Here is a 21,110-nt window from a genome sequence, read left to right on the forward strand (position 1 = left end):
TCCCCTATGATGAAGCAGCAGTTGCAAGTCATGCTGACTCTGCAAGACCAGATTAATACAGTAGTAAATGAAAACTGGCGTGAGCAAAATTTTGCCTGGTACCGCGCTATTTGGGTAGAAAGTGCAGAGTTGTTAGACCATTACGGTTGGAAGTGGTGGAAGAAGCAACTTCCAGAAATGGATCAGGTGAAGCTTGAATTGGTGGATATCTGGCATTTCGGTTTGAGCCTTGAATTGCAAAAAGGCTCTCCGCAGGAAGTGGCTGAGATCATGCTGAAGGAGTTTGCCGGTTCCGAGCGTACGGCGGGTGATTTCCGTGAAAACCTCGAGTCTTTCACCTTGAACACCCTGGCCACCAAACAGTTTGATGTTGCTGGCTTTGCTCAACTACTGGCCGATGCAGAAATGTCTTTTGCTGAGTTGTACCAGCGATATGTTGGTAAAAATGTACTCAACCGATTCCGCCAGGATAACGGCTACAAAGATGGCAGCTATGTAAAAAACTGGGCGGGCCGTGAAGACAATGAACATCTAGCGGAAATTGCCGGACTTTTGGACCCATCTGCTGCTGATTACAGTGACCAGGTTTACAAGGCACTGCAGACGCGTTACCGGGAATTGGCGCTGACATAATCACTCGCAAAGAGTGTCCAATACAGTCTGAGAGGTTTTGTCATACAAATTGAGCTGCAATTTCGCTTGTGTAAGATGAAATTTACTCGCGAGGCCCTATAATGCGGCCGCTTACAAACGAGGGAGAACTATCGTGAAAGCACCTGTACGTGTTGCTGTTACCGGCGCTGCCGGTCAGATTAGCTATTCGTTGCTGTTCCGCATCGCCTCTGGCGAAATGCTGGGCAAAGATCAGCCGGTTATTCTGCAATTGCTGGAAATCACTCCGGCATTGGAAGCGCTGAAAGGCGTTGCTATGGAGCTTGAAGACTGCGCTTTCCCGCTGCTCGCGGGTATCGTTCAGTCCGATGACGCTACTGTTGCGTTCAAAGATGCAGATTACGCTTTGCTGGTAGGCGCGCGTCCCCGTGGACCGGGTATGGAGCGTAAGGATCTGCTGGAAGCTAACGCTGCTATCTTCTCTGCACAGGGTAAAGCCCTGAACGACGTTGCTTCTCGTAACGTAAAAGTACTGGTTGTTGGCAACCCGGCTAACACCAATGCCCTGATCGCTCAGCGCAATGCGCCAGACCTGGACCCGCGTAACTTCACCGCGATGACCCGTCTGGATCACAACCGCGCTCTGTCTCAGCTGGCAAACAAAACTGATTCCAGCGTTAACGACATCACCCATATGACCATTTGGGGCAACCACTCTTCCACTCAGTACCCAGACCTGCACCAAGTGAAGGTTTCCGGTGCTGCAGCCATGGATAAAGTGGAGCAGGAGTGGTACGAAAACGACTTCATCCCGACTGTTCAACAGCGCGGTGCAGCTATCATCAAGGCGCGCGGTGCTTCCTCTGCGGCTTCCGCTGCCAACGCTGCTATCGACCATATGCGCGATTGGGCTCTGGGCACCGCTGAAGGTGACTGGACCAGCATGGCTGTATTCAGCGATGGTTCTTACGGTATTCAGGAAGGCCTGATTTACTCTTTCCCTTGCACTTGCAAAGACGGCGACTGGGAAATTGTTCAAGGCGTTGACATCAACGACTTCTCCCGCGAGAAAATGTCTGCTACCGAGCAGGAGCTGGCGGAAGAGCGTGATGCAGTAGCACACCTGCTGCCGTAATAGGGAGTGACAGGTCCCAGGCCTTGGCCGCAGACCTCTCCCAAAAACCCACACTGAGGTGTGGGTTTTTTTATGCCTGAATTCTGTAAACCCCGGCCCGGACCAGGAAACTTTCCCGGTCAGTATCTTCGTGTGAGCTGCCGCCATCGGCACTACACTGATTTTATATATCTGCCGGATGTCCCTGCTATGGTCACTGAAGTTGGCCGCAACACCGCCCGTTGCGCCTGTATCCTGCTGCAGCCTAACCAGTCCCTGTCCCTCTCCGGCAATCTGTGGGTGTTTTTCTCCCTGGTTGGGGTATCCCTTGGAATCAGCCTCGCTTTTGCGATGGCGGGAGCCTGGATGATTCTTCCCTTTGCCGGGCTTGAAATGATCCTGCTGGGCATCCTGTTTACCTACGTGTACCTCGAAGGGACCCGCAGAGAAGTAATACGCATCAATGAGGAGTTGGTAATTCTGGATTGCTGTAAGGGGTTCAGGCAGCAAACGGTGTATCACCGGGAGTTCGCCCGCGATAAGTTGGCAGTACTCGTAAGGATGGGGAGCAGTGCTACCGAAATGGCTTCGGTAAACTTTAGTGGTCCTGAGGGGTGCCTTGAAGTCGGGGAGTTCCTCACCGAAGCTGAAAAGGCGGAGCTGGTGCAGAAGTTAGGTCGTTTTGGCATTTGTGCCAGGAAAGAGAAAGAGTTTCGTCTGCAGCAGTTCTGATTTCTCTATAGAACTGGCGTCTCGTTTGTTTCTTTTCGCTATAATCCCCGCTTTACTCTTAACTGTTCCACAGGGGATATCAGATGGCTTTTCCGAAGATCGGTAATTTGGCTCCGGCTTTTACGCTGACCAACCAAAGTGGCGAGAAAGTGTCACTTAAGGATTTTCGTGACAAAAGTAATGTCGTCCTCTACTTTTACCCGAAAGCACTTACCCCCGGTTGTACCACTCAGGCATGTGGGATTCGCGATAGTGCGGCTGAATTTAAAAAAGCCAATACTGTTGTGTTGGGGGTGAGCCCGGATCCAGAAGCAAAGTTGCAGCGTTTTATCGACAAGCACGAACTGAATTTTGATTTGCTGTCTGATGAAGAACACAAGATTGCTGATAAATATGGCTGCTGGGGCTTGAAGAAATTTATGGGCAAGGAGTACATGGGGCTTCTGCGAACAACTTTTATTATCGATAAGAGTGGGGGCCTTCGCCATATTATCGACAAAGTTAAAACCAAGACCCATGACACTGATGTTTTGAATTGGATTGGCGAGAACCTGGATTAATTGCCAGACTCTGAGGGGCGGGGCTGGACTGGTGCTTGGTCTGCTGTAGCCCCTACCTTTCGGACTCAAAGGCGACACGTGGGTACCGAAAGTAAGTATTTTTGGCCCTTGGTACACAATAAGATGAAAAAAAGCACTGTCGCCCCTTGCTTTCTTAATTCTTGGTCTATACTGGCAGTTGTAAAGGAAAGGTGCGCCGGCTAGAGAGAGTCTCTCTGCGGGAATTGCCGGAGCGGTTAGTTTAAAAATTGTACATCTCTGTGAAGGATTCGATGTCTGTTTTTTGGTGCATCCCGCATCACGTAGTCGTCCGCCGAAGTTGATGTTGTGTTGGTGTGGGCAGGGGCAACCGGGATTCGCTGGATGCGGACATAGAAAAATAACTGCGGCTCACGGAACTCAATAGGAGCAGCTCGATGAACCATACTCAGCCCGACCAGACTTCGCTCTCTGAAGACAAATCACTTCAGCAGGCCAGAATATCCGGAGACCCGAATATTCTCGACCAGCTGCTGGCCCCCCCCGAAGCAACCAGTTTTGGTATTGCCGCACGGGTAATAGATGTGCTGGAGCAGCGTATCGGTAAGGCCTCTCTCGCTATTCGCCCGGTAGCGTCCGACCTAAGTATGTCCACCCGGACTCTGCAACGCCGGTTGCAGGAACACAACCTCAGTTTTGCATCTTTACGTGACCATGTTCGTTTTCGTCACGCGGTGCATTTCCTCAAAGATACTGCGCTGAGCGTTGATGGAATCTCACGAATTCTCGATTTCTCTGATCGAACCAGTTTTACCAGCGCGTTCAAACGCTGGACCGGGATGTCTCCCACTGGCTACCGCCGGCAGGTCCGCCAGAGGTTCTGAGTGTGGATTGGTTTGGCCGGTCTCTACGGGATCGGCCCAATCCGTTGCCTCGGCGGGGCAAACCCGTTAGAGTTGGCGGCAATTTAATAGGCTGACTCTTTGAGGTTTTGCATGAGCTTTTTTATCCCCTCCGCCATGGCACAGGAAGCGGCGCCGGCAGCACAGGGTAATCCGATGATAACCCTGCTGATGTTTGCGGGTTTGTTTGCATTCATGTGGTTTTTTATTATTCGCCCACAGCGCAAGCGCCAGAAAGAGCACCAAGAGCTGGTTGGCGCTCTGAAAAAGGGTGACGAAGTTGTGATGAGCAGCGGAATGCTGGGCCGCGTCGACAAGGTCGATGAGGACTACATCGTATTGGAAGTTGCAGACAGCATGTCTTTGAAGTTCCAAAAAGTAGCTGTGCACGCAGTATTACCCAAAGGTACGATTAAAAAGATCTAATCCTTTTCAGGGTTTATCTTTGAATGTCGTCACTAAAAAAGCCTGGCAGTTGCCGGGCTTTTTTATTGCTGCCAGTTTTATGTTTTGAGGGCTTGGTCTAATTTTACCTTGTTGATAGATAGTCTCAGGTGAGTGCTATGTCGTTTACGGGTGAAAAAGAAGAAAAAATCAGTATTGTTAGAAAAGTCCGATCATTGCCCACTTTACAGGAAGTCCAGGTAGAGGAGCCGCAGAAGGGTGATGGAAGCTTCTATTTTCAGGTAAATCTTTCCGCTAAAACTTCTGTTGGAGATGGGTTTCTGAAAACAGGGGTTGTTCAGGCTAGTGTGCCAGGTTGTAGTGCGTTTGAATTACGATGTGACGAGGGCAGTATTATAGGTGGTGCGGATAGTGCTCCAGCTCCGCTAGACTATTTGTCAGCAGGAATTGCATTTTGCTTTCTCAGTCATATTTCTATATACATTAATTCAGTCAAGCTCAAGGTTGATAGTGTGCGCCTGGAGCAGCAGATGCGCTTTAAAGCTGAAATTTACAACTTGCAAAACTCCACGGATGACCAGCCTCATAAGGGGCTTTGCGAGGGTATAGATATCTTTGTGTTTGTGGAATCAGAAGAGCCTAGGCAGTCTATTGAGAGGATGGTGGCCGCCTGTCGGACTGCCTGTATGGGGCTGCAAACGGCAATAAACTCAGTTCCGGCTGAAGTATCCTTGATTTATAACGACCCTTGACCCCCCAGCTGTACACCTATGTTGGTGCCAGCTTTCAGTTGCTCGCATTTTTAGATTGCTAACATGGTGCTCAAATTGCCGAAGAGTTTGCCTATCAAGCTGCCCGATCGCGTACGCCTTGCAAATCTGCCAACGCCACTACAGCCGCTGGACCGTATCACTGAGCGTTATTCCTTGCCTTATGATGGGCCGAGAATCTGGATAAAAAGAGACGATCTTACCGAATCCGCAATGTCCGGAAATAAGCTGCGCAAGCTCGAATTTGTTTCAGCAAAGGCGCGGGCTGTGGGAGCGGAGGTCTTGATAACCTGCGGAGGAATTCAATCCAATCATTGCCGTACCACTGCTTTGGTGGGGGCTCGATTGGGGTTTAAGGTTCAGTTGATTTTACGTGGCGAGCGCACTGCAAATCCCGATGGCAACCTTTTACTGGATGAGTTGGCAGGTGCTGAAATTGCGGTTTACTCACCGGAGGAATACTCCCGGAATTTACAGGGCCTCTTTGACAGCTGGGCTGCTGAGTATCTGTCCAGAGGGCAGAAGTCTTTCTGTATCCCCACTGGTGCCAGCGACGGTTTAGGCATCTGGGGTTATATCTCGGCCTCTCAGGAATTATTGGCAGACTGTGCAGATAGGGGCTTCTCGCCTGATCATATTTTATGCGCTACTGGCAGCGGTGGGACCCAAGCGGGTTTGACCTTGGGGTGCCATTTGCTGGAAGCCGGTGTGAAAGTTACGGGTTTCGCCGTTTGCGACAGTGCTAATTATTTCCAAGTGAAAGTGCGTGAAGATATTTCGCAGTGGATGGCACAGTCTGGTGTATCGCTTGATTTTGAGTCCCTCAAGATTTTGGTTAATGCCGACTATAAAGGTCCCGCTTACGGGGTGGCGGAGCCAGAGGTTTACCAGACTATTAAAGAGCTGGCTTGTCTGGAGGGGATTCTTTTCGATCCTGTCTACACCGGCAAAGCATTTCATGGTCTGCTACAGGAGTTAAAAAAAGGAAATTACCAGGGCTCAGACAACCTGGTTTTTATTCATACCGGAGGGCAATTTGGCCTTTTCCCCCACCGAACTCACTTCTTCCCAGTGGCCGAATAATACGACATTACTGTTCTCGTGCCGCGTAAGCTGCTAACCTGCGCAACAAATTACAGTTGTATCTGTATATAAAACAAACAGAAATAAGTCAGAGTAGTGGGGGGTTAGTTTGGATTCCTTTAACAATCTGCTGTTGTTAATAGACGGCATGCTCGGCTCAGCACCTTGGTTCCCCTGGGTGTTACTTGGAGTCGGTTTCTTTTTCACCATTTATCTTGGTTTTCCGCAGCTTCGTTATTTTGGGCATGCGATCAAGATTGTACGCGGTAAGTACGATAAGCCCGGAGACCCGGGTGATACCTCCCACTTCCAGGCATTGGCCACAGCACTGTCGGGTACCGTAGGTACCGGTAATATCGGTGGCGTTGGCTTGGCTATTTTCCTCGGTGGTCCGGCTGCGCTGTTTTGGATGTGGATGACCGCATTCCTGGGTATGACCACAAAGTTTGTGGAAGTGACCCTGTCACACAAATACCGTATTAAAGCAGCGGATGGTTACTACGCAGGTGGCCCCATGTTTTACATGGAGCGCCGTTTGAATATGAAATGGCTTGCGGTGCTCTTTGCAATCGCGACCGTTATCTGTTCATTCGGTACCGGCAGCTTGCCCCAGGTCAACAACATTGCCCAGGCAATGCACGATTCTTTTGGTGTTGAGAAGGCTCTGACGGGGGGCATCCTGGCGATTTTGCTGGGCATGGTGATTATTGGCGGTATTACCCGAATCGCTAAAGTGACCTCCACCATTGTTCCCACCATGGCAGTTATCTACGTAATAGGTGCCTTGGGCGTTATCATCTACAACTACGAAAATATTCTGCCGTCCTTTGGGGCTGTTTTCCGCGATGCCTTCACCGGTAGTGCGGCCGTAGGTGGATTCCTGGGTGCGAGCTTTGCCTATGCCTTTAACCGTGGTGTGAACCGCGGCCTCTTCTCGAACGAAGCGGGTCAGGGCTCTGCACCTATTGCTCACGCCGCCGCTCGCGCGGACGAGCCGGTTTCTGAAGGTATGGTTTCCCTGCTGGAACCCTTTATCGACACCATTATCATTTGTACCTTAACCGGACTTGTGATTCTTTCTTCTGGTGTCTGGACTGAGAAACACGAGAACCTGTTTGAAGGTGCAGATACTTACGTTGTAGCGGGTAGCTACGATGAGAAGAATACCCAGGATGTTGAGCAGCTGTTCAAGTATTTGAGCGGTCAGGAGAGTGATGTTAAGGCCTATAACGGCTCCATTGTTGTGACTAACGGCCACCCGCTGAACAGCCAGGACTTTACCCTCATCCACGCCCGTTCTATTGCTGAAGACCTGGATTTCCGTGAGGATGATGACAGCTACAGCGGTGTTCTGGATGTAAAAGATGGTAAGTTTGCTAATGAAAATGTGGATATTTGGGGTAAGTCCCTGGTGCACTCTGTGGCTCTGACCAATCTTGCCTTCCAACGCGGTTACTTTGGTGAATACGGTGGTCTGATTGTTACTCTGGGCATTCTGCTGTTTGCTTTCTCTACAGCAATTGCCTGGTCATACTACGGCGACCGCTCAATGATTTACCTTTTCGGCCCCAAGGCAGTAATGCCTTACCGAATAGTTTACGTTATTGCATTCTTCTGGGCTGCGATTGCGGACACCACAGTTATTTGGAACCTCTCTGCAGTAGCCATTGTGATAATGACCTTGCCCAACCTGTTTGGTATTACTGTGTTAGCCAAGGAGATGAAAGATACCGTGAAGGACTACTGGAAAGACCCAAGCCATAAATAATTTGTCTGGGTTTGATTAAAAAAGGCGGCCAATATGGCCGCCTTTTTTGTTTGTGCACCACCGATCCTTTGATCGGTCTAGAGCTTGCCCACCCAGCAGAGACCTGCTGGGTGGAAATCAGCTCAATTACTCAGTGCTTGCACTCAGGGTAACGCCAGAGTAGGCAGAGTAAGCGCGGATACTGATATACCAGGTTCCAGCATCCGGATTACTGATGGTGCAGCTTTCGTCATTGCCCCACTGGTAGGGGCGGCAGTCGTACGCTGTACGGGTAGGCTCTTGGCTGTGGCGGACATAGAGATCTGCATCTCCGCTGCCACCTTCCATTACGGCGCTCAGGGTAGAAGCTCCAGCATCAACCTCAATGGTGAAGTGCTGCCAGCTGTTGCGGGAACCAGAAAGGTTGGTTTCTTCCCAGCTGTCGCTACCACCACCGCCACCACCACCACCGGTGTAACTGCCTACCAGGGTGACATCGGAGAAGGAGGAGTAGCCGCGCACCATGACGTAATAGGTTCCGCCCTGTAGGTCAGCGTCAGCGATATCACAAGTTTCATTGTTGCCTGAAGTGTACGGACGGCAATCATAAGTGCTGGTGGTTGGAGCATTGCCGAAGCGAACATAGAGGTCGGCATCACCGCTTCCGCCTGACATTGCAAAAGACAGGCCTGTGGCATCTGCGGGTACATCCAGGGTGAAGTGAACTTCATCACCACTGCTGCCCTCAATATCGGTCTCGGTAACCCCGTTTTCGAGTTCTCCGCCTTCATTACCACCACCGCCACCACCACCGCCGCCACCGCAGCTGCTGGTGGAAACGCCTACCGTGGAGAATGCGGCAACAACGTCATCAGTGTCGTAGCCTAAATCTGATGCTGCAGAGAAAACACCACAGGCACCATCTTCAAAATCAGTATTGGCACTCCAATACATCTGGTTGGCAAGAACAAAGGGGTCGAATGCTGTGCGGGTATTCCAGCCGCTAGTATTCGCCAGTAGGTAGAAGGCCCGGTTAAAGACGCCGGAGCTGTAGTGCACGTCCATGCCGTTGTAGTAATCATCGGCATGACCGATGGAGCTGCCATCGTCAGTTGGATCTTCAAAGTAGCGGAGTGCTCCGCTGGACTTAAAGATTTCGGCCCCTACCAACCAGTCATTGCTGCCGCGCATATAATACTCGGCAGCTTCACCGGCAATATCAGAGAAGGCTTCATTGATACCGCCGGACTGATTGTAGTAATTCAAGTCCGAATTTTGCTCGGTAAAGCCGTGGCTGACTTCGTGAGCGGAAACATCGAGGCTAACCAGTGGATAGAAGTAGCTCTGGCCATCACCAAATGTCATCTGGCTGCCATCCCAGAAGGCATTCTCGTAGTTGTTGCTGTAGTGCACCCGCATTCTCAGTTTTTGTGTGAGAGGGGATGTGTTGTACCAGTCGCTATAGAGATCAAAGACCACACCGCCAAAGAAGTGTGCGTCATTGAGTGGTGAGTAAGCGCCGTTGATTGACTTATAGTCATTGTCCGGGCAAGTGAACGAGTGGATGCTACCGCCATTCGTGCTGTGGTTCATATCAACGGTTTCTACATTGTCCGTATCCATGGCACAGCTGTCGTCAACAATCATGTGGGGGTAGTCAGTACCGTACTCGTAGCGCCCGGTCTTTGAATTGCCCCCTGGGCCTGTCGCATTTTGTGCAAAGTTCAAGCCGTCCCAATGCTTGAGAACTTCGCCAGTCATTGCATCGATAAAGTAGAAGGGGCGTGTGGGTTCATCGCCGTACTCAACCCAGTTGACCAGGTAAGCCAAGCGGGCATTGTCTTGCTCATCGATATAGACGTAGAGTTTCTTTTTGGGGTTATGTGCTTCCAGCTTCAAAGCCTGAACTGACAAAGCTCCCTGGATAACGCCCTGCTGCGTGCGCCAGTTGATCTGGTGGTCCATTGCCCGCTCAATAGCATTATCTTCATTGATAAATGCTTTGATATTGGGTACTTCCAGTTCCAGCCCAGTGATGACATTGCCGCGAACCTCAGTAATCAGACCCTGCCCGGAGCTGGTTACTGTTTGGCCGTAGACAGGAATGCCTTTGTGAGTCTGTTGGTAGCGGGCTACGGTTTTGCCGTTGACGAGAGTGCGCTCACGAACTTTTTCGAGCGCCATATCCGATCCGCCGGTGGCAGCTAAAGTTTGTGGTGAGAGCATGTCCGCCGTGGCGGGGACGCGCTCAACAGCATGTGCACTAATAGCCAAGGCTAAAGTGCAGCTTAGTCCTACAAAATGCTTCATTGCTAGCTTTCCCTTTTATAGCTTTTTTATATATGAATCCGCCGGTATACAGCCGTATTTCCCTTGTGGGGACCGTATTAAATCTGGTTGGCCAATACAGGCTGGATTTTTATGTGGTAAGACAGCAGAAGATAACCGTCGCCAGGAAGGGGCCGCGGTAGCGGCAGTGGCGTTCGCTTTCTCAAACCGGTTGCCCTAATTAATTGGGCAACTTGAGATTACCCTGCATACGCATCTAGGCAACAAAAAGGTGATGGCAAACTAATATATTTGAATTGTTTTCGATATTTTTGCTCGGATCGTCACAAATTAGGAAGTGATGTTCTGCCTGTAAGGTGGAAAAGATGAGTTGTTTTTTCCGAAAAAATAAATTTGGCGATAACAGTTTATTATTTCTGTTAGCTTTTAGTGGAACGGTTATTTATACATTTAATAATAGAAATTCCCTCTCCCACGAACTGATCACACGATTAAACTCTTCATATTCATTTCTCTTGATTGCGCTCCAGGCTTTTACGAATTTACTGCCAAACATTTCTGTTGCTTCATCACAATCTGATAGGAGTGTCAGGGCATGTTCCTGGGTGCGGGGAAGTGTAATTGACTCTTTGGAGCAGTCGCCCTGATAAGGTGCGCTCGGTGCGACTTTATTGGTCATTCCTAAATACCCGCAGGCAAGAGAAGCTGCTATGGCAAGGTAGGGATTGCAGTCTGCTCCGGGAAAACGATTTTCAAGACGTTTACTTTGTGGCGAGCTGTCGGGAACCCGAAGGCCTGTTGTTCGGTTGTCGTAACCCCAGTGGAGACTGGTGGGTGCGGCCATTTCAGGTGTGAAGCGGCGATAGGAGTTTACATTTGGAGCAAAAAAACTAATAAAACCGGGAGTGTATTTCTGCATGCCGCCAATAAAATGCAAGAAATTATTGCTCTCTTTTCCTGTATTATCGACAAAAATATTTTCACCGGTTTTTCTATCCGCCACACTCTGGTGTAAGTGCAGCGCGCTTCCAGGTTCGTCTTCCATCGGTTTTGCCATGAAGGTTGCATAAATGCCGTGGCGCAGAGCCGTTTCGCGCACTGTGCGTTTAAAGGTAAAGACCTGGTCAGCTAAATGAAGTGGATCTCCATGTAGAAAGTTAATTTCCATCTGGGCAGTGCCTGATTCGTGGATCAGTGTGTCGACATCAAGCCCCTGAGCTTCACAAAAATCATACATGTCTTCAATGATGGGCTCGTATTCATTGGCTGCATCAATGCTATAGGACTGTCGGGTTTTTTCTGTGCGTCCCGATCTTCCCACAGGCGCGGATAGCTTTTCATCCGGATCCAGGTTTCTTTTTACAAGATAAAACTCTACCTCAGGGGCGACAATAGGCTTCCATCCTCTGTCTGCATATTTTTCGAGGACAAATTTTAAAATATTACGGGTGCTGATAGGGTGAGGGTCCCCATCTCGAGAATGGCAGTCATGAATGATTTGTGCTGTCGGATCATTGGCCCAAGGGTTTAGGCGCACTGAGTTGGGGTCAGGGATTAGGAGCATGTCGGTGTCTGCTGGATCAACAAGCTCATTGTGTTCGTCGACATAATCCCCCGTGACAGTTTGCACCAAAATGCTTTCCGGTAAACGGCTGTCTTGAGTTAAGAACTTATCGGTGGGGGTGAACTTTCCTCTGGCGTTACCTGACATGTCGGGAACAAGGCATTCAACTTCTGCAATATTGTGATTTGCCAGCCAGTTTGTAATTTTATCCATTGGATAGCCATTGCTTACTTTTTCTTCCTGAGTGAAATTCTATGATCAGTGCCGGAAAGCGTTGCGCTGAAAATAATTCCTCCTGTGTAAAGGAACTATATACTGCCGATTGGAACAGGGCCGTTTATTTAAATGGCATTGAGGGTATCTGGTAGAAATATGAAGGTGATGAATAGGTTGGATGAGCACACGGAATCCTATTATGCGGCTACAGCTAACGACCTTCAGGAGTATCCATGCCTGGAAGGTAACGTGGAGGCAGATGTCTGCATCATTGGTGGTGGTTATACGGGACTTTCCAGTGCTTTGCACTTGGCAGAGCGCGGCTACCGTGTGGTGCTTCTGGAGGCTAATAGGATTGGTTGGGGCGCATCAGGAAGGAATGGAGGACATGTCGGTGTTGGACAAAGGCGAAGTCAGGGTGATCTGGAAGCCATGTTCGGATTCGACACCGCTAAGCAGCTCTGGGATTTGAGTATCAACGCTGTTCAACTGGTGGAAAGTCTTATAGTCAGGCACCAGATTCAATGTGATTTAAAACGCGGGATCATGCATCTTGCAGCAAAATCCAGTCACGATAAATATCTGCAGGATGAAACTGAAGAACTCAGAGAGAAATATGATTACAGGCAAGTTGAGTATATAGAGAAAGAAGAAGTTCGAGAGCTTGTAAGTAGCAAACGATATCTCGGCGCACAGCTGGATTTTGGTTCGCTACATCTTCATCCTCTCAATTTTGCATTAGGTCTTGCCCGCGCAGCAGTTTCTGCCGGTGCCAGGTTTTTTGAGTGCAGTGGTGTGCAAGGGTATTCGAGCTCTTCTCCCTTTACGGTGAAAACTGCACGAGGAAAGGTAAAGGCCGAAAAGTTGATTTTAGCTTGCAATGGTTACTTGAAAGATCTTGAGCCCCGCTTAGCGGGGCGCATAATGCCAATAAATAATTTTGTGCTGGCAACAGAGCCCTTACCGGAGGGGCTCGCTAGGGAAATCATAGCCAATGACTTCGCACTGCAAGATACTCTATTTGTTATAAATTATTGGAAATTATCTGGCGATAACCGCTTAATTTTTGGGGGAGGGGAAAATTACACCAGGCGTTTCCCTAAAGATATTCGCAGTTTCGTCCGCAAGTATATGTTGAGGGTTTACCCGCAGCTGGAAAATACTGCTGTTGATTTCGGCTGGGGGGGTACGCTGGCCATTACTATGAATCGGATGCCCTGTATAGGGCAGTTGCAGTCGGGCCTATATTACAGTCAGGGGTATTCTGGACATGGAGTGCCTACGGCAACTTTTGCCGGCAAGCTTCTGGCTGATGCAATTTATGGGGAGAGTGAGGGTTACAACGTGTTTTCTTCTCTTCCTAAAGTAGAGTTTCCAGGTGGCACTTTATTGAGGTGGCCGGGGTTGGTGTTGGGGATGCTTTACCACAGTTTGTTAGATAGGTTTGGAAGCTAGTCTTTGAATGATGTGATAGAGAATGCCGACACACTAATGTGTCGGCACCGGCCTAAAATATTACTGGCTCTGGGCGGAAAGAGTTACGCCTCTGTACGAAATATAGCCTTGTACACTGATGTGCCAGGTACCTGCAGCTGGATTGCTAAAGCTACAGAATTCATTATTGCCGTTTACGTAAGGACGACAATCCCAGTTGTCGGTGGTTGGGGTGGAACCATAACGGACGTACAAATCGGCATCGCCATTGCCGCCGAGCATTTCGACAGTCAAAGATGATGAGCCTGATGGTACATCCAGAGTGAAGTGCTGCCAGCTATTTCGGCGGCCTGATAAGTTGGTTTCTTCCCAGCCTTCTGAGTTTGAACCGCCATCATCGCCACAGTTACTGGTAGATACCCCTACGGTGTCGAACGCTGCGATTACTGTTGCAGTATCGTATCCGAGATCTTCAGTAGCTGACAGGGCTCCGCAAGCACCTTCAATGTAATCGGTGCTTTGATTCCAATAAGTTTGGTTAGCAAGCACAAAGATATCGAAAGCAGTTTGGGTGTTCCAGCCGCTTGAGTTGGCAATCAGGTAGAAAGCCCGGTTGAATACGCCGGAGCTGTAGTGCACGTCCATGCCGCTATAGTAGTCGGAGGCATGGCCAATGGATCTGCCATCTTTGGTGGGGTCATCCATATAGCGAAGAGCGCCATCAGCTTTGTATATATCGGCTCCCACCATCCAGTCGTTAGTGCCCTTCATGTAGAACTCGGCAGCTTCACCGGCCATGTCAGAGAAGGCTTCGTTGATGCCGCCGGATTGGTTGGCGTAGGTCAGGTTGGAGTTTTGCTCAGTAAAGCCATGGCTCACCTCATGAGAGGATACATCCAAGCTGACAAGTGGGTGGAAGGTTGTGAAGCCATCACCAAATGTCATTTGGCTGCCATCCCAGAAGGCGTTCTCGTAGTTGTTGCTGTAGTGAACTCGCATTCTTAATTTTTGTGTGAGCGGCGATGTTCCATACCAGTCACTGTACATATTGAAAACGACATTGCCAAAGAAGTGGGCATCATTCAATGGAGAATAAGCACCATTGATTTCTTTGTAATCATTTTCCGGACAGGTGAAGGAGAAAACGCTACCTCCGCTTGTACCGTGATTCAAATCCACGGTTTCTACGTTAGCAGTGTTCATGGAGCAGTTATTGTCAACTTCGAGGGCAGGGAAGTCTGTTCCATATTCATAACGTCCGGTTTTTTCATTGCCACCGGGGCCTGTGGCATCCTGGAAGGCAAGGCCGTCCCATTGTTTGATAACTTCACCAGTAAGTGCGTCTACAAAATAGAACGGTCTGCTCGGCTCATCTCCGTATTCGACCCAGTTAACCAAATAAGCTAACCGCGCCTGGTCGTTTTCATCGACATAGACATAGAGCTCTTTTTTCTGGTTTTGCGCGTTGAAGCGCATGGAGGACATTGAGAGGGCTTTTTTACTGTCACCATCCTGAGTGCGCAGATTCAGCTGATGGTTCATGGCTCGATCAATAGCATTATCGGCATCAATCGTTGCGCGGGCGGTAGGTACCTCCAACTCTAGGCCTGAGAGTACGTGGCCTCTCACTTTTTCAGTTAAGCCTTGCCTGGAACTGGTTATGGTTCTCCCCCAAACGGGTATGCCTTTGTGAGTTTGCCGATATCGGGCAACCGTTCTCCCGTTGGCAAGCGTGCGTTCACGAACCTTTTCCAGCTTCATATCTGAGCCAGCGATTGAGGCTAGGGACTGATTGGAAAGTAACTCTGGTGTGACATTAATACGCTCTGCCGCTTGGGCGCTAATAGCGAGTGCGAGTGTGCTAGCGGCTCCTAACAAATATTTCATTAAGTAATTCTCTTTATGATTATAATTTAATGGCCATAGTTAACCGGGAGCATAAAATAAACGCTCAGTGGTTAATGCTGTCTGGTTAAGCGGCCAATTGAATCACACCCCAAGAATACCTCGCGCTATGAGCTGAGAGCTGTATGGAGTTTATGTGCAAAATTTTCTTGGGGGTTGTTTGCCGTTGTCAGGCGAAATAACGATATCCCTTGTTGTTATTCCTGACAATAATTTTTTTGTAGTGGATGTAAACTTGAAAGGTCAAATTGTTTTTTTGATGTGTATGTCACGAATTCAGATATTTGCAACTTTGGTTATTTGAGGGATTTTAATTGGTTAGTTTATAGCTTTTTTCTGAGTGGCAAGCTTTTTTTGAGTTGTATTTAAACGGTTAAGCTTTCTGTAGATTTGTTATTTTTGTTTGTTTCTGGTGCGAAATTCTTCAATTTAATTCAATTTGCATGAGTGGGGTGCTATATGTTTGTTAAGTTTGAAGGGGTGTATTAATCTGGGTTCTTTAAGGGGTTGTCAAACTAATGGATTAAAGTATTAATCCTTTCTGAATTTGATGGGGGTGGATATTAACTCTACCAAAACTTTACTGTAGAAAAATGCACGCGGTAGTTTGGGGCGGTTTCAATTTCGAGTTTTGAAATGTTTTGCTCCATCGTCTTAATCCCGCAGTCAAAGCAACTTTGACTCCCTGGACACTTGTGCAGCGCTCTGGAGGTAACATCGGGAAGGGCTGGCATTCTTATCTGTACATATCGCTCAATTTGTGGAATATAAGTTTGAGATTTGTCGTAGACTCTCACTGCCCTCAGTGAAGCTGCGGTGTCGGTGGATTAACGATGTAGAGGCTTTCTAATGGCTGTGCGTCCAGATAAGTTAGTAATTGCTATTTCCTCTCGCGCTCTGTTTAACCTTAGCGATAGCCACAAGGTTTTTGAGGAGCAGGGATTGCACGCCTTTTCTCATTATCAAGTTGAGCGTGAGAACGATGTTCTGGAAAAAGGGGACGCATTCCCTCTGGTTGAGAAGTTTCTAAAGATCAATGAGCTTCTTGGCGGTGAGCCACGGGTGGAGGTGATCCTGCTATCAAGGAATAGTGCCGATACCGGATTAAGGGTATTTAACTCGATAGAGCACTATGGACTCAATATTACTCGTGCGGCCTTTTGCAATGGTGGAAGCCCTTACCGTTATATTGGCCCATTTGGATGCAACCTGTTTTTGTCTGCTGATGGTGTAGATGTCCGCCAAGCGTTGGAGCAGGGGGTTGCTGCGGCAACCTTGGTTGCCGGAGGAAATCGCGAGTATCGTGATGATGTGTTGCGATTTGCCTTTGACGGCGATGCGGTAATCTTTTCTGATGAGGCTGAGCGAGTCTACAAAACGGAAGGCCTGGCTGCTTTTACTGAGGCAGAGCGTGCCTCAGCACAGAAGCCACTGGGGGGAGGGCCCTTTAAGGGGTTCCTTGAAGCTTTGCAGAGATTGCAGGCTGAATTTGAGATGGATACCTGCCCGATACGAACGGCTTTGGTAACGGCACGTTCCGCTCCGGCCCATGAGCGGGTCATCAGGACATTGCGCGCCTGGGATATTAGAGTGGATGAGTCAGTTTTTCTCGGCGGGCTTCCTAAAGGTGAGTTCCTGCGGGCTTTTGGCGCCGATGTCTTCTTTGATGATCAGCCTAGTCACTGTGTTTCTGCAGGTGAGCATGTGGCTACGGGCCATGTTCCTCATGGAATCGCAAATGCAGAGGTATAAAAAGTTCAAAAGTGATAAAGGTGTACGTTATCACTCAGTGCTCTCTATGCCGATAATGTTTGAACTTTTCCCGGTCCTCATCCGAGAGGCTTAGCTCTAATTATTAGAAAATAAAGCCGACAGAAAGTCCGGGATCCCCCAAAGTTGATTGACACTTTCGTCTCTACCACGGATATTCAACCGTCCATTGGCCCTGGCTTTGATTCACTGCTATTCTTTTCTCGTATAACTCAAGATAGTTTTTATAACTATCGAACAAAAAATGGTATTACTCGCTCTCGGCCATGAGCGAACTTAATGAAAGGGAGGATCTATGAAGCTGCAGCAGTTGAGATATATCTGGGAAGTGGCACATCACGACCTCAATGTTTCTGCTACAGCGCAGAGCCTCTATACCTCCCAGCCGGGAATCAGTAAGCAAATCCGACTTTTGGAGGATGAGCTTGGCGTAGAAATCTTCGCGCGCAGCGGCAAGCATCTCACAAGGGTAACCCCGGCAGGGGAGGCAATCTTAAAGACTGCCGGCGAAATTATGCGCAAAGTGGAGAATATCAAACAGGTTGCGCAAGAGTTCAGCAATGATAAAAAAGGTAGTCTCGCTGTAGCTACCACTCACACGCAGGCGCGCTATGCCTTGCCCCCGATTATTAAGTTGTTTATAGGCCGTTATCCGGAGGTTTCCCTGCATATGCACCAGGGAACCCCTATGCAAATTTCTGAGATGGCGGCAGATGGTACTGCAGACTTTGCTATCGCTACCGAAGCTCTGGAGCTTTTCAGCGACTTGGTGATGATGCCTGTCTACCGCTGGAACCGCTGCATCCTGGTACCGAAAGATCACCCGCTTTGCCAAGTGAGCAAGCTATCCCTTGAGGACGTGGCGAAGTACCCGATAGTTACTTATGTATTTGGGTTTACCGGCCGCTCCAAGTTAGATGAAGCTTTCTTGGAGAAAGGGTTGTCACCTAAGGTAGTCTTTACCGCCGCCGATGCTGATGTAATCAAAACTTACGTGCGTCTGGGATTGGGAATTGGCATTGTGGCTGATATGGCCGTTGATGGCGAAGATGAGGATCTTGTGGCTCTCGATGCCAGTGATCTATTTGAATCGAGTGTTACAAAAATTGGCTTCCGTAAGGGGATTTTCCTGCGGGGCTTTATGTATGAGTTTATCCAGCAATTTGCCCCCCATCTCAGCCGTGAGCTGATTGACCAGGCGGCACAGGCGACATCCCGTTCTGAGGTCGATGCGCTGTTCGCCGATATGGAGTTGCCGGTTTACTAGAGGTGCTGCTGAATGGAAGTGCCGAATAAAGCTAAGGGATGGAGGCTATGAAGCCTCCATCTCGATCAGGGGGCGCAGCACTTCTTTGGCGAACTTGAAGTAAACAGTGAAAATCTCTGCTTCCTTACCTTCGCGCTCTACGACAAAGAAGGGCGCTCGCTCTACCTTGTACTGCTGAGCCAGCTGTAAGCCCGGGCTTTGCGGGTCACGCACGTCGGCGATAAGTGTCTGGTCGATAAATTGCATTTGGCCATTTTCTTCCAGCTTTTCTTCAACGTCGCGACACTTGGCGCAGGGCGAGCCGTCGGCGAGAATTTTCTTGACCAGTGTGATCTTCACGATAATTTCCTTGATCCAGTGCAATGCCATTAAAGGCAAGATGGACTGAATCTATCAGAACCCCTAATAACTTTGAAATATCAATCGCCGATACCTTTATAACTGAAATTTGTAGTGATGCTACAAAAGGCGCCAAAATAGGCTAATTTTTAGTCGTTTTTCGGCGATTTGATGCCTACTGCAAAAATTGTTCAGTAGTTTCCAGTAGTAAGCGCACCTTGGCCAAGCACTCCTGGTGTTCTGAAGTGGGATCGGAATCTGCAACGATCCCACCACCTGCCGCGCAGGTTAGATGTCCATCGTTGGCACTGAAGGTCCGGATGGCGATATTGGTGTCAGCGCGGCCACAGCTGCTGATGTAGCCAATACTGCCGCAATAAATCCCCCGGGGGCTGGATTCCAGCTCCCGGATCACTTCCATTGAGCGTCGCTTTGGAGCACCTGTGATAGAACCGCCGGGGAAACAAGCTTCGAGTAATTCGCTGTAGACCGACTCCTCGGGTAGCTCGCCAGTTACTACGCTGACCAAGTGGTGGACATTGGCAAAGCTTGCCAATTGGAATAGCTCGGGAACACGTACGGTGCCGCTGCGACACAGCTTGCTCAAATCATTGCGCAGTAAATCGACGATCATCAGATTTTCCGCCCGGTCCTTGGGGCTTCTCTGCAACGAGAAGGCGGCGCGCTGATCTGCCATCTTGTCAGCGTGTCTTGCTGCAGTGCCTTTAATCGGTTCCGTGCGTAAACTGGCGCCATCTGCTCGGATAAATCGCTCCGGCGACATACTGAGCAGGCTGCCATGGGGCAGGGCCATATAAGCAGAAAAGGGACCGGCAGCTTGAGAGCGCAATGCCAGGTAAGCTGTTAGCAGATCGCCGCTGTAGGGGGCCCTGAAACGCTGGGTAAAGTTTGCCTGATAGATATCGCCGGCGGCGATATATTCCAATATCTGCTCAATTTGTGTCCGATAATCATCTGCACTCAGTTCGTGCTCAAATGGTGAAAGCAGCCGGAAGTCTCCGGGTGTAAGCGGGGTCTCCCAATTGATAGCTTTAAATCGCTGTATCAATTCGCGAGCTTGCTGTGGGGGGCAGGCGGGGTGGAAAACCAGGTGGTTGCTGCCCAGTTGGTGGTCGGCAATAAAGGCCCATGTGTAGAGCCCAAAAAAGCCTGCGGGCAAGTCCGTAGGGCGCATATCTGCCGGTAGATAATTGCCCTCTACACCGAGTTCATAACCAGCGTAACCAATAACCCCGCCGCAAAAAGGCAGTTGTGAGTCCCTGTCCTGAGGGCAGAGTTCGCACACCAGGTCATCCAGCCGGGCAAATGGCTCGGGCGTGTCGGCACTTAACTCGAGGGTATTTATCGGGTCGGCACTAATGATGTCATAGCGTCCACCCTCCGCGAGAGGTCGACCGCTGTCGAGCCAAACGGGGATAGGTAAATCCGCTATCGCCGCAAATGCGGCGGGCGTGTTTAATGAGTAGGGCAGAGAGACAATTTGCATATCAAGCTACAGCAGTCCGGAAGACGGCGCACACTACACATTTTGCGGCGGCAATTAAAGGGTGTGTGGCTCTTTAGTCAATCCTGCGCTCAATACCGGCCTGAGACATCAGGCGGGTGGCGAGTTCCTCCACCGAAAGTTGGGTTGCATTGAGGAAAGGCACCTGGGCCCGCCTCAGCATTTGCTCAACTTGGCGCACCTCGAATTCACATTGTTCCTTAGAAGCGTAGCGGCTGTTGGCGCGCCTTTCCTGTCTAATTTGCATCAGGCGCTCAGGCTCGATTGTCAGGCCAAACAGCTTGTTGCGAAACGGGCGCAGGATCTTGGGCAGGGTGGTGGAGTCCATATCCTCTTCGGTGATGGGGTAGTTTGCCGCGCGCAGGCCAAACTGGAGTGCCAGGTACAAGCAGGTAGGCGTTTTGCCGGAGCGGGAAACGCCCAGCAGGATTACATCGGCTTGCTGGAATTCGCTGACTCTGCGGCCATCGTCATTGTCCATGGCGAAATGCACTGCTTCAATCCGGTCGGTGTAGCGGCGGTTGTCGTCAATGCCGTGAGAGACGTTGACCATCTGTGCCGGATCCCGGTTAAACAGATTGGCCAGTGGCGTGAGGTAGTTCTCGAAGATATCGAGCATCAGCGCAGAACTTTGGTGCAGCTGTTCCCGGATCTTGTCAGAAACAATGCTGGTAATAATGATCGGCTGTAAACCGGACTCATCGGCTGCTTTTTCTATGCGTTGCAGGGCCTGTTTAACTTTTTCGGTGGAGTCGATATAGGGAAGCGTGACCTGCTCAACTTGTTGATCGCGGAACTGTGCGAGTAGGCTGTGGCCAATCGCTTCGACGGTGAGACCGGTTCCGTCGGAGATAAAAAAAGCCGTGCGCTTGTCTTTTGCCATGTTTGTTCTCAGTT

18 protein-coding genes are annotated in these 21,110 nt (G+C 49.6%); 12 read left to right on the forward strand and 6 right to left on the reverse strand.

Annotation, left to right across the window (positions count from 1 at the left end; translation table 11 throughout):
• Nucleotides 1-9: 9 nt before the first annotated feature.
• The 9 genes from ACJJIN_RS04020 (at nt 10) to ACJJIN_RS04060 (ending at nt 7,925) form a co-directional block, all read left to right on the forward strand.
• On the forward strand, nt 10-633 hold the full coding sequence (locus tag ACJJIN_RS04020; RefSeq protein ID WP_444898227.1) for a dUTP diphosphatase: 624 nt from the start codon (nt 10-12) through the stop codon (nt 631-633).
• 133 nt (nt 634-766) lie between these two features.
• Nucleotides 767-1,747: a malate dehydrogenase gene (locus ACJJIN_RS04025; RefSeq protein ID WP_282932481.1), complete on the forward strand. Its 981-nt coding sequence runs from the start codon at nt 767-769 to the stop codon at nt 1,745-1,747.
• A gap of 72 nt (nt 1,748-1,819) precedes the next feature.
• Entirely contained in the window at nt 1,820-2,458 is a 639-nt protein-coding gene (locus ACJJIN_RS04030; protein ID WP_413662277.1) for a DUF2244 domain-containing protein, read from the forward strand.
• Nucleotides 2,459-2,541: 83 nt separating this feature from the next.
• Nucleotides 2,542-3,018 carry a thioredoxin-dependent thiol peroxidase gene (gene bcp / locus ACJJIN_RS04035; protein WP_444896978.1) on the forward strand — a complete coding sequence of 159 codons (477 nt, stop codon included), beginning with the start codon at nt 2,542-2,544 and terminating at the stop codon, nt 3,016-3,018.
• A gap of 416 nt (nt 3,019-3,434) precedes the next feature.
• Nucleotides 3,435-3,881: a helix-turn-helix domain-containing protein gene (locus ACJJIN_RS04040; RefSeq protein WP_020415217.1), complete on the forward strand. Its 447-nt coding sequence runs from the start codon at nt 3,435-3,437 to the stop codon at nt 3,879-3,881.
• A 111-nt stretch (nt 3,882-3,992) separates the two neighbouring features.
• Nucleotides 3,993-4,325: a preprotein translocase subunit YajC gene (gene yajC / locus ACJJIN_RS04045; protein WP_282932486.1), complete on the forward strand. Its 333-nt coding sequence runs from the start codon at nt 3,993-3,995 to the stop codon at nt 4,323-4,325.
• 137 nt (nt 4,326-4,462) lie between these two features.
• Nucleotides 4,463-5,056, forward strand: coding sequence for an OsmC-related (seleno)protein (locus tag ACJJIN_RS04050; RefSeq protein ID WP_444896979.1), 594 nt, complete (start codon nt 4,463-4,465; stop codon nt 5,054-5,056).
• A 75-nt stretch (nt 5,057-5,131) separates the two neighbouring features.
• Nucleotides 5,132-6,157, forward strand: a complete 1,026-nt coding sequence (locus ACJJIN_RS04055) for a D-cysteine desulfhydrase family protein (protein ID WP_444896980.1) — start codon at nt 5,132-5,134, stop codon at nt 6,155-6,157.
• Between the two features lie 109 nt (nt 6,158-6,266).
• The gene (locus ACJJIN_RS04060) at nt 6,267-7,925 is read left to right on the forward strand and encodes an alanine/glycine:cation symporter family protein (RefSeq protein ID WP_444896981.1); all 1,659 of its coding nucleotides are present in this window, start codon (nt 6,267-6,269) and stop codon (nt 7,923-7,925) included.
• A gap of 126 nt (nt 7,926-8,051) precedes the next feature.
• On the opposite strand, the gene ACJJIN_RS04065 is transcribed toward ACJJIN_RS04060, so the two are convergent.
• Together ACJJIN_RS04065 and ACJJIN_RS04070 are read right to left on the reverse strand one after the other, a co-directional pair.
• Nucleotides 8,052-10,214 carry a M4 family metallopeptidase gene (locus ACJJIN_RS04065; RefSeq protein WP_444896982.1) on the reverse strand — a complete coding sequence of 721 codons (2,163 nt, stop codon included), beginning with the start codon at nt 10,212-10,214 and terminating at the stop codon, nt 8,052-8,054.
• 421 nt (nt 10,215-10,635) lie between these two features.
• Nucleotides 10,636-11,970, reverse strand: coding sequence for a glutamine synthetase family protein (locus tag ACJJIN_RS04070; RefSeq protein WP_282932490.1), 1,335 nt, complete (start codon nt 11,968-11,970; stop codon nt 10,636-10,638).
• Between the two features lie 168 nt (nt 11,971-12,138).
• On the opposite strand from ACJJIN_RS04070, the gene ACJJIN_RS04075 reads away from it, so the two are divergent.
• Entirely contained in the window at nt 12,139-13,428 is a 1,290-nt protein-coding gene (locus ACJJIN_RS04075) for an NAD(P)/FAD-dependent oxidoreductase (RefSeq protein ID WP_444898228.1), read from the forward strand.
• Between the two features lie 60 nt (nt 13,429-13,488).
• Here ACJJIN_RS04075 and ACJJIN_RS04080 read toward each other — a convergent pair whose 3' ends face one another.
• Nucleotides 13,489-15,294, reverse strand: a complete 1,806-nt coding sequence (locus ACJJIN_RS04080) for a M4 family metallopeptidase (protein WP_444896983.1) — start codon at nt 15,292-15,294, stop codon at nt 13,489-13,491.
• 867 nt (nt 15,295-16,161) lie between these two features.
• On the opposite strand from ACJJIN_RS04080, the gene ACJJIN_RS04085 reads away from it, so the two are divergent.
• The gene (locus ACJJIN_RS04085) at nt 16,162-17,064 is read left to right on the forward strand and encodes a 5'-nucleotidase (RefSeq protein WP_413662270.1); all 903 of its coding nucleotides are present in this window, start codon (nt 16,162-16,164) and stop codon (nt 17,062-17,064) included.
• Between the two features lie 313 nt (nt 17,065-17,377).
• A complete protein-coding gene (cysB, locus tag ACJJIN_RS04090; protein WP_282932493.1) occupies nt 17,378-18,349 on the forward strand; it encodes an HTH-type transcriptional regulator CysB in 972 nt (323 codons plus the stop codon).
• A 45-nt stretch (nt 18,350-18,394) separates the two neighbouring features.
• Here the strand turns inward: cysB and ACJJIN_RS04095 are convergent, their stop codons facing one another.
• The 3 genes from ACJJIN_RS04095 to ppsR form a co-directional block, all read right to left on the reverse strand.
• Complete coding sequence (locus ACJJIN_RS04095) at nt 18,395-18,688, reverse strand: hypothetical protein (RefSeq protein WP_444896984.1); 294 nt, start codon at nt 18,686-18,688, stop codon at nt 18,395-18,397.
• Between the two features lie 175 nt (nt 18,689-18,863).
• Nucleotides 18,864-20,195, reverse strand: coding sequence for an aminodeoxychorismate synthase component I (gene pabB, locus ACJJIN_RS04100; protein WP_444896985.1), 1,332 nt, complete (start codon nt 20,193-20,195; stop codon nt 18,864-18,866).
• Between the two features lie 73 nt (nt 20,196-20,268).
• On the reverse strand, nt 20,269-21,096 hold the full coding sequence (gene ppsR / locus ACJJIN_RS04105; RefSeq protein ID WP_444896986.1) for a phosphoenolpyruvate synthetase regulatory kinase/phosphorylase PpsR: 828 nt from the start codon (nt 21,094-21,096) through the stop codon (nt 20,269-20,271).
• Between the last annotated feature and the right edge of the window lie 14 nt (nt 21,097-21,110).

Source organism: Microbulbifer maximicatervae (SeqCode), assembly GCF_052467505.1.

Bases quoted from the DNA above. Each gene is read 5' to 3' on its own strand.
- ACJJIN_RS04085 (WP_413662270.1), top strand. From the start codon at position 16,162: ATGGCTGTGCGTCCAGATAAGTTAGTAATTGCTATTTCCTCTCGCGCT.
- ACJJIN_RS04080 (WP_444896983.1), bottom strand. From the start codon at position 15,294: ATGAAATATTTGTTAGGAGCCGCTAGCACACTCGCACTCGCTATTAGC.
- ACJJIN_RS04075 (WP_444898228.1), top strand. From the start codon at position 12,139: ATGAATAGGTTGGATGAGCACACGGAATCCTATTATGCGGCTACAGCT.
- pabB (WP_444896985.1), bottom strand. From the start codon at position 20,195: ATGCAAATTGTCTCTCTGCCCTACTCATTAAACACGCCCGCCGCATTT.
- bcp (WP_444896978.1), top strand. From the start codon at position 2,542: ATGGCTTTTCCGAAGATCGGTAATTTGGCTCCGGCTTTTACGCTGACC.
- ppsR (WP_444896986.1), bottom strand. From the start codon at position 21,096: ATGGCAAAAGACAAGCGCACGGCTTTTTTTATCTCCGACGGAACCGGT.
- yajC (WP_282932486.1), top strand. From the start codon at position 3,993: ATGAGCTTTTTTATCCCCTCCGCCATGGCACAGGAAGCGGCGCCGGCA.
- ACJJIN_RS04020 (WP_444898227.1), top strand. From the start codon at position 10: ATGAAGCAGCAGTTGCAAGTCATGCTGACTCTGCAAGACCAGATTAAT.
- ACJJIN_RS04040 (WP_020415217.1), top strand. From the start codon at position 3,435: ATGAACCATACTCAGCCCGACCAGACTTCGCTCTCTGAAGACAAATCA.
- ACJJIN_RS04050 (WP_444896979.1), top strand. From the start codon at position 4,463: ATGTCGTTTACGGGTGAAAAAGAAGAAAAAATCAGTATTGTTAGAAAA.
- ACJJIN_RS04065 (WP_444896982.1), bottom strand. From the start codon at position 10,214: ATGAAGCATTTTGTAGGACTAAGCTGCACTTTAGCCTTGGCTATTAGT.
- ACJJIN_RS04070 (WP_282932490.1), bottom strand. From the start codon at position 11,970: ATGGATAAAATTACAAACTGGCTGGCAAATCACAATATTGCAGAAGTT.
- ACJJIN_RS04030 (WP_413662277.1), top strand. From the start codon at position 1,820: ATGCCTGAATTCTGTAAACCCCGGCCCGGACCAGGAAACTTTCCCGGT.
- cysB (WP_282932493.1), top strand. From the start codon at position 17,378: ATGAAGCTGCAGCAGTTGAGATATATCTGGGAAGTGGCACATCACGAC.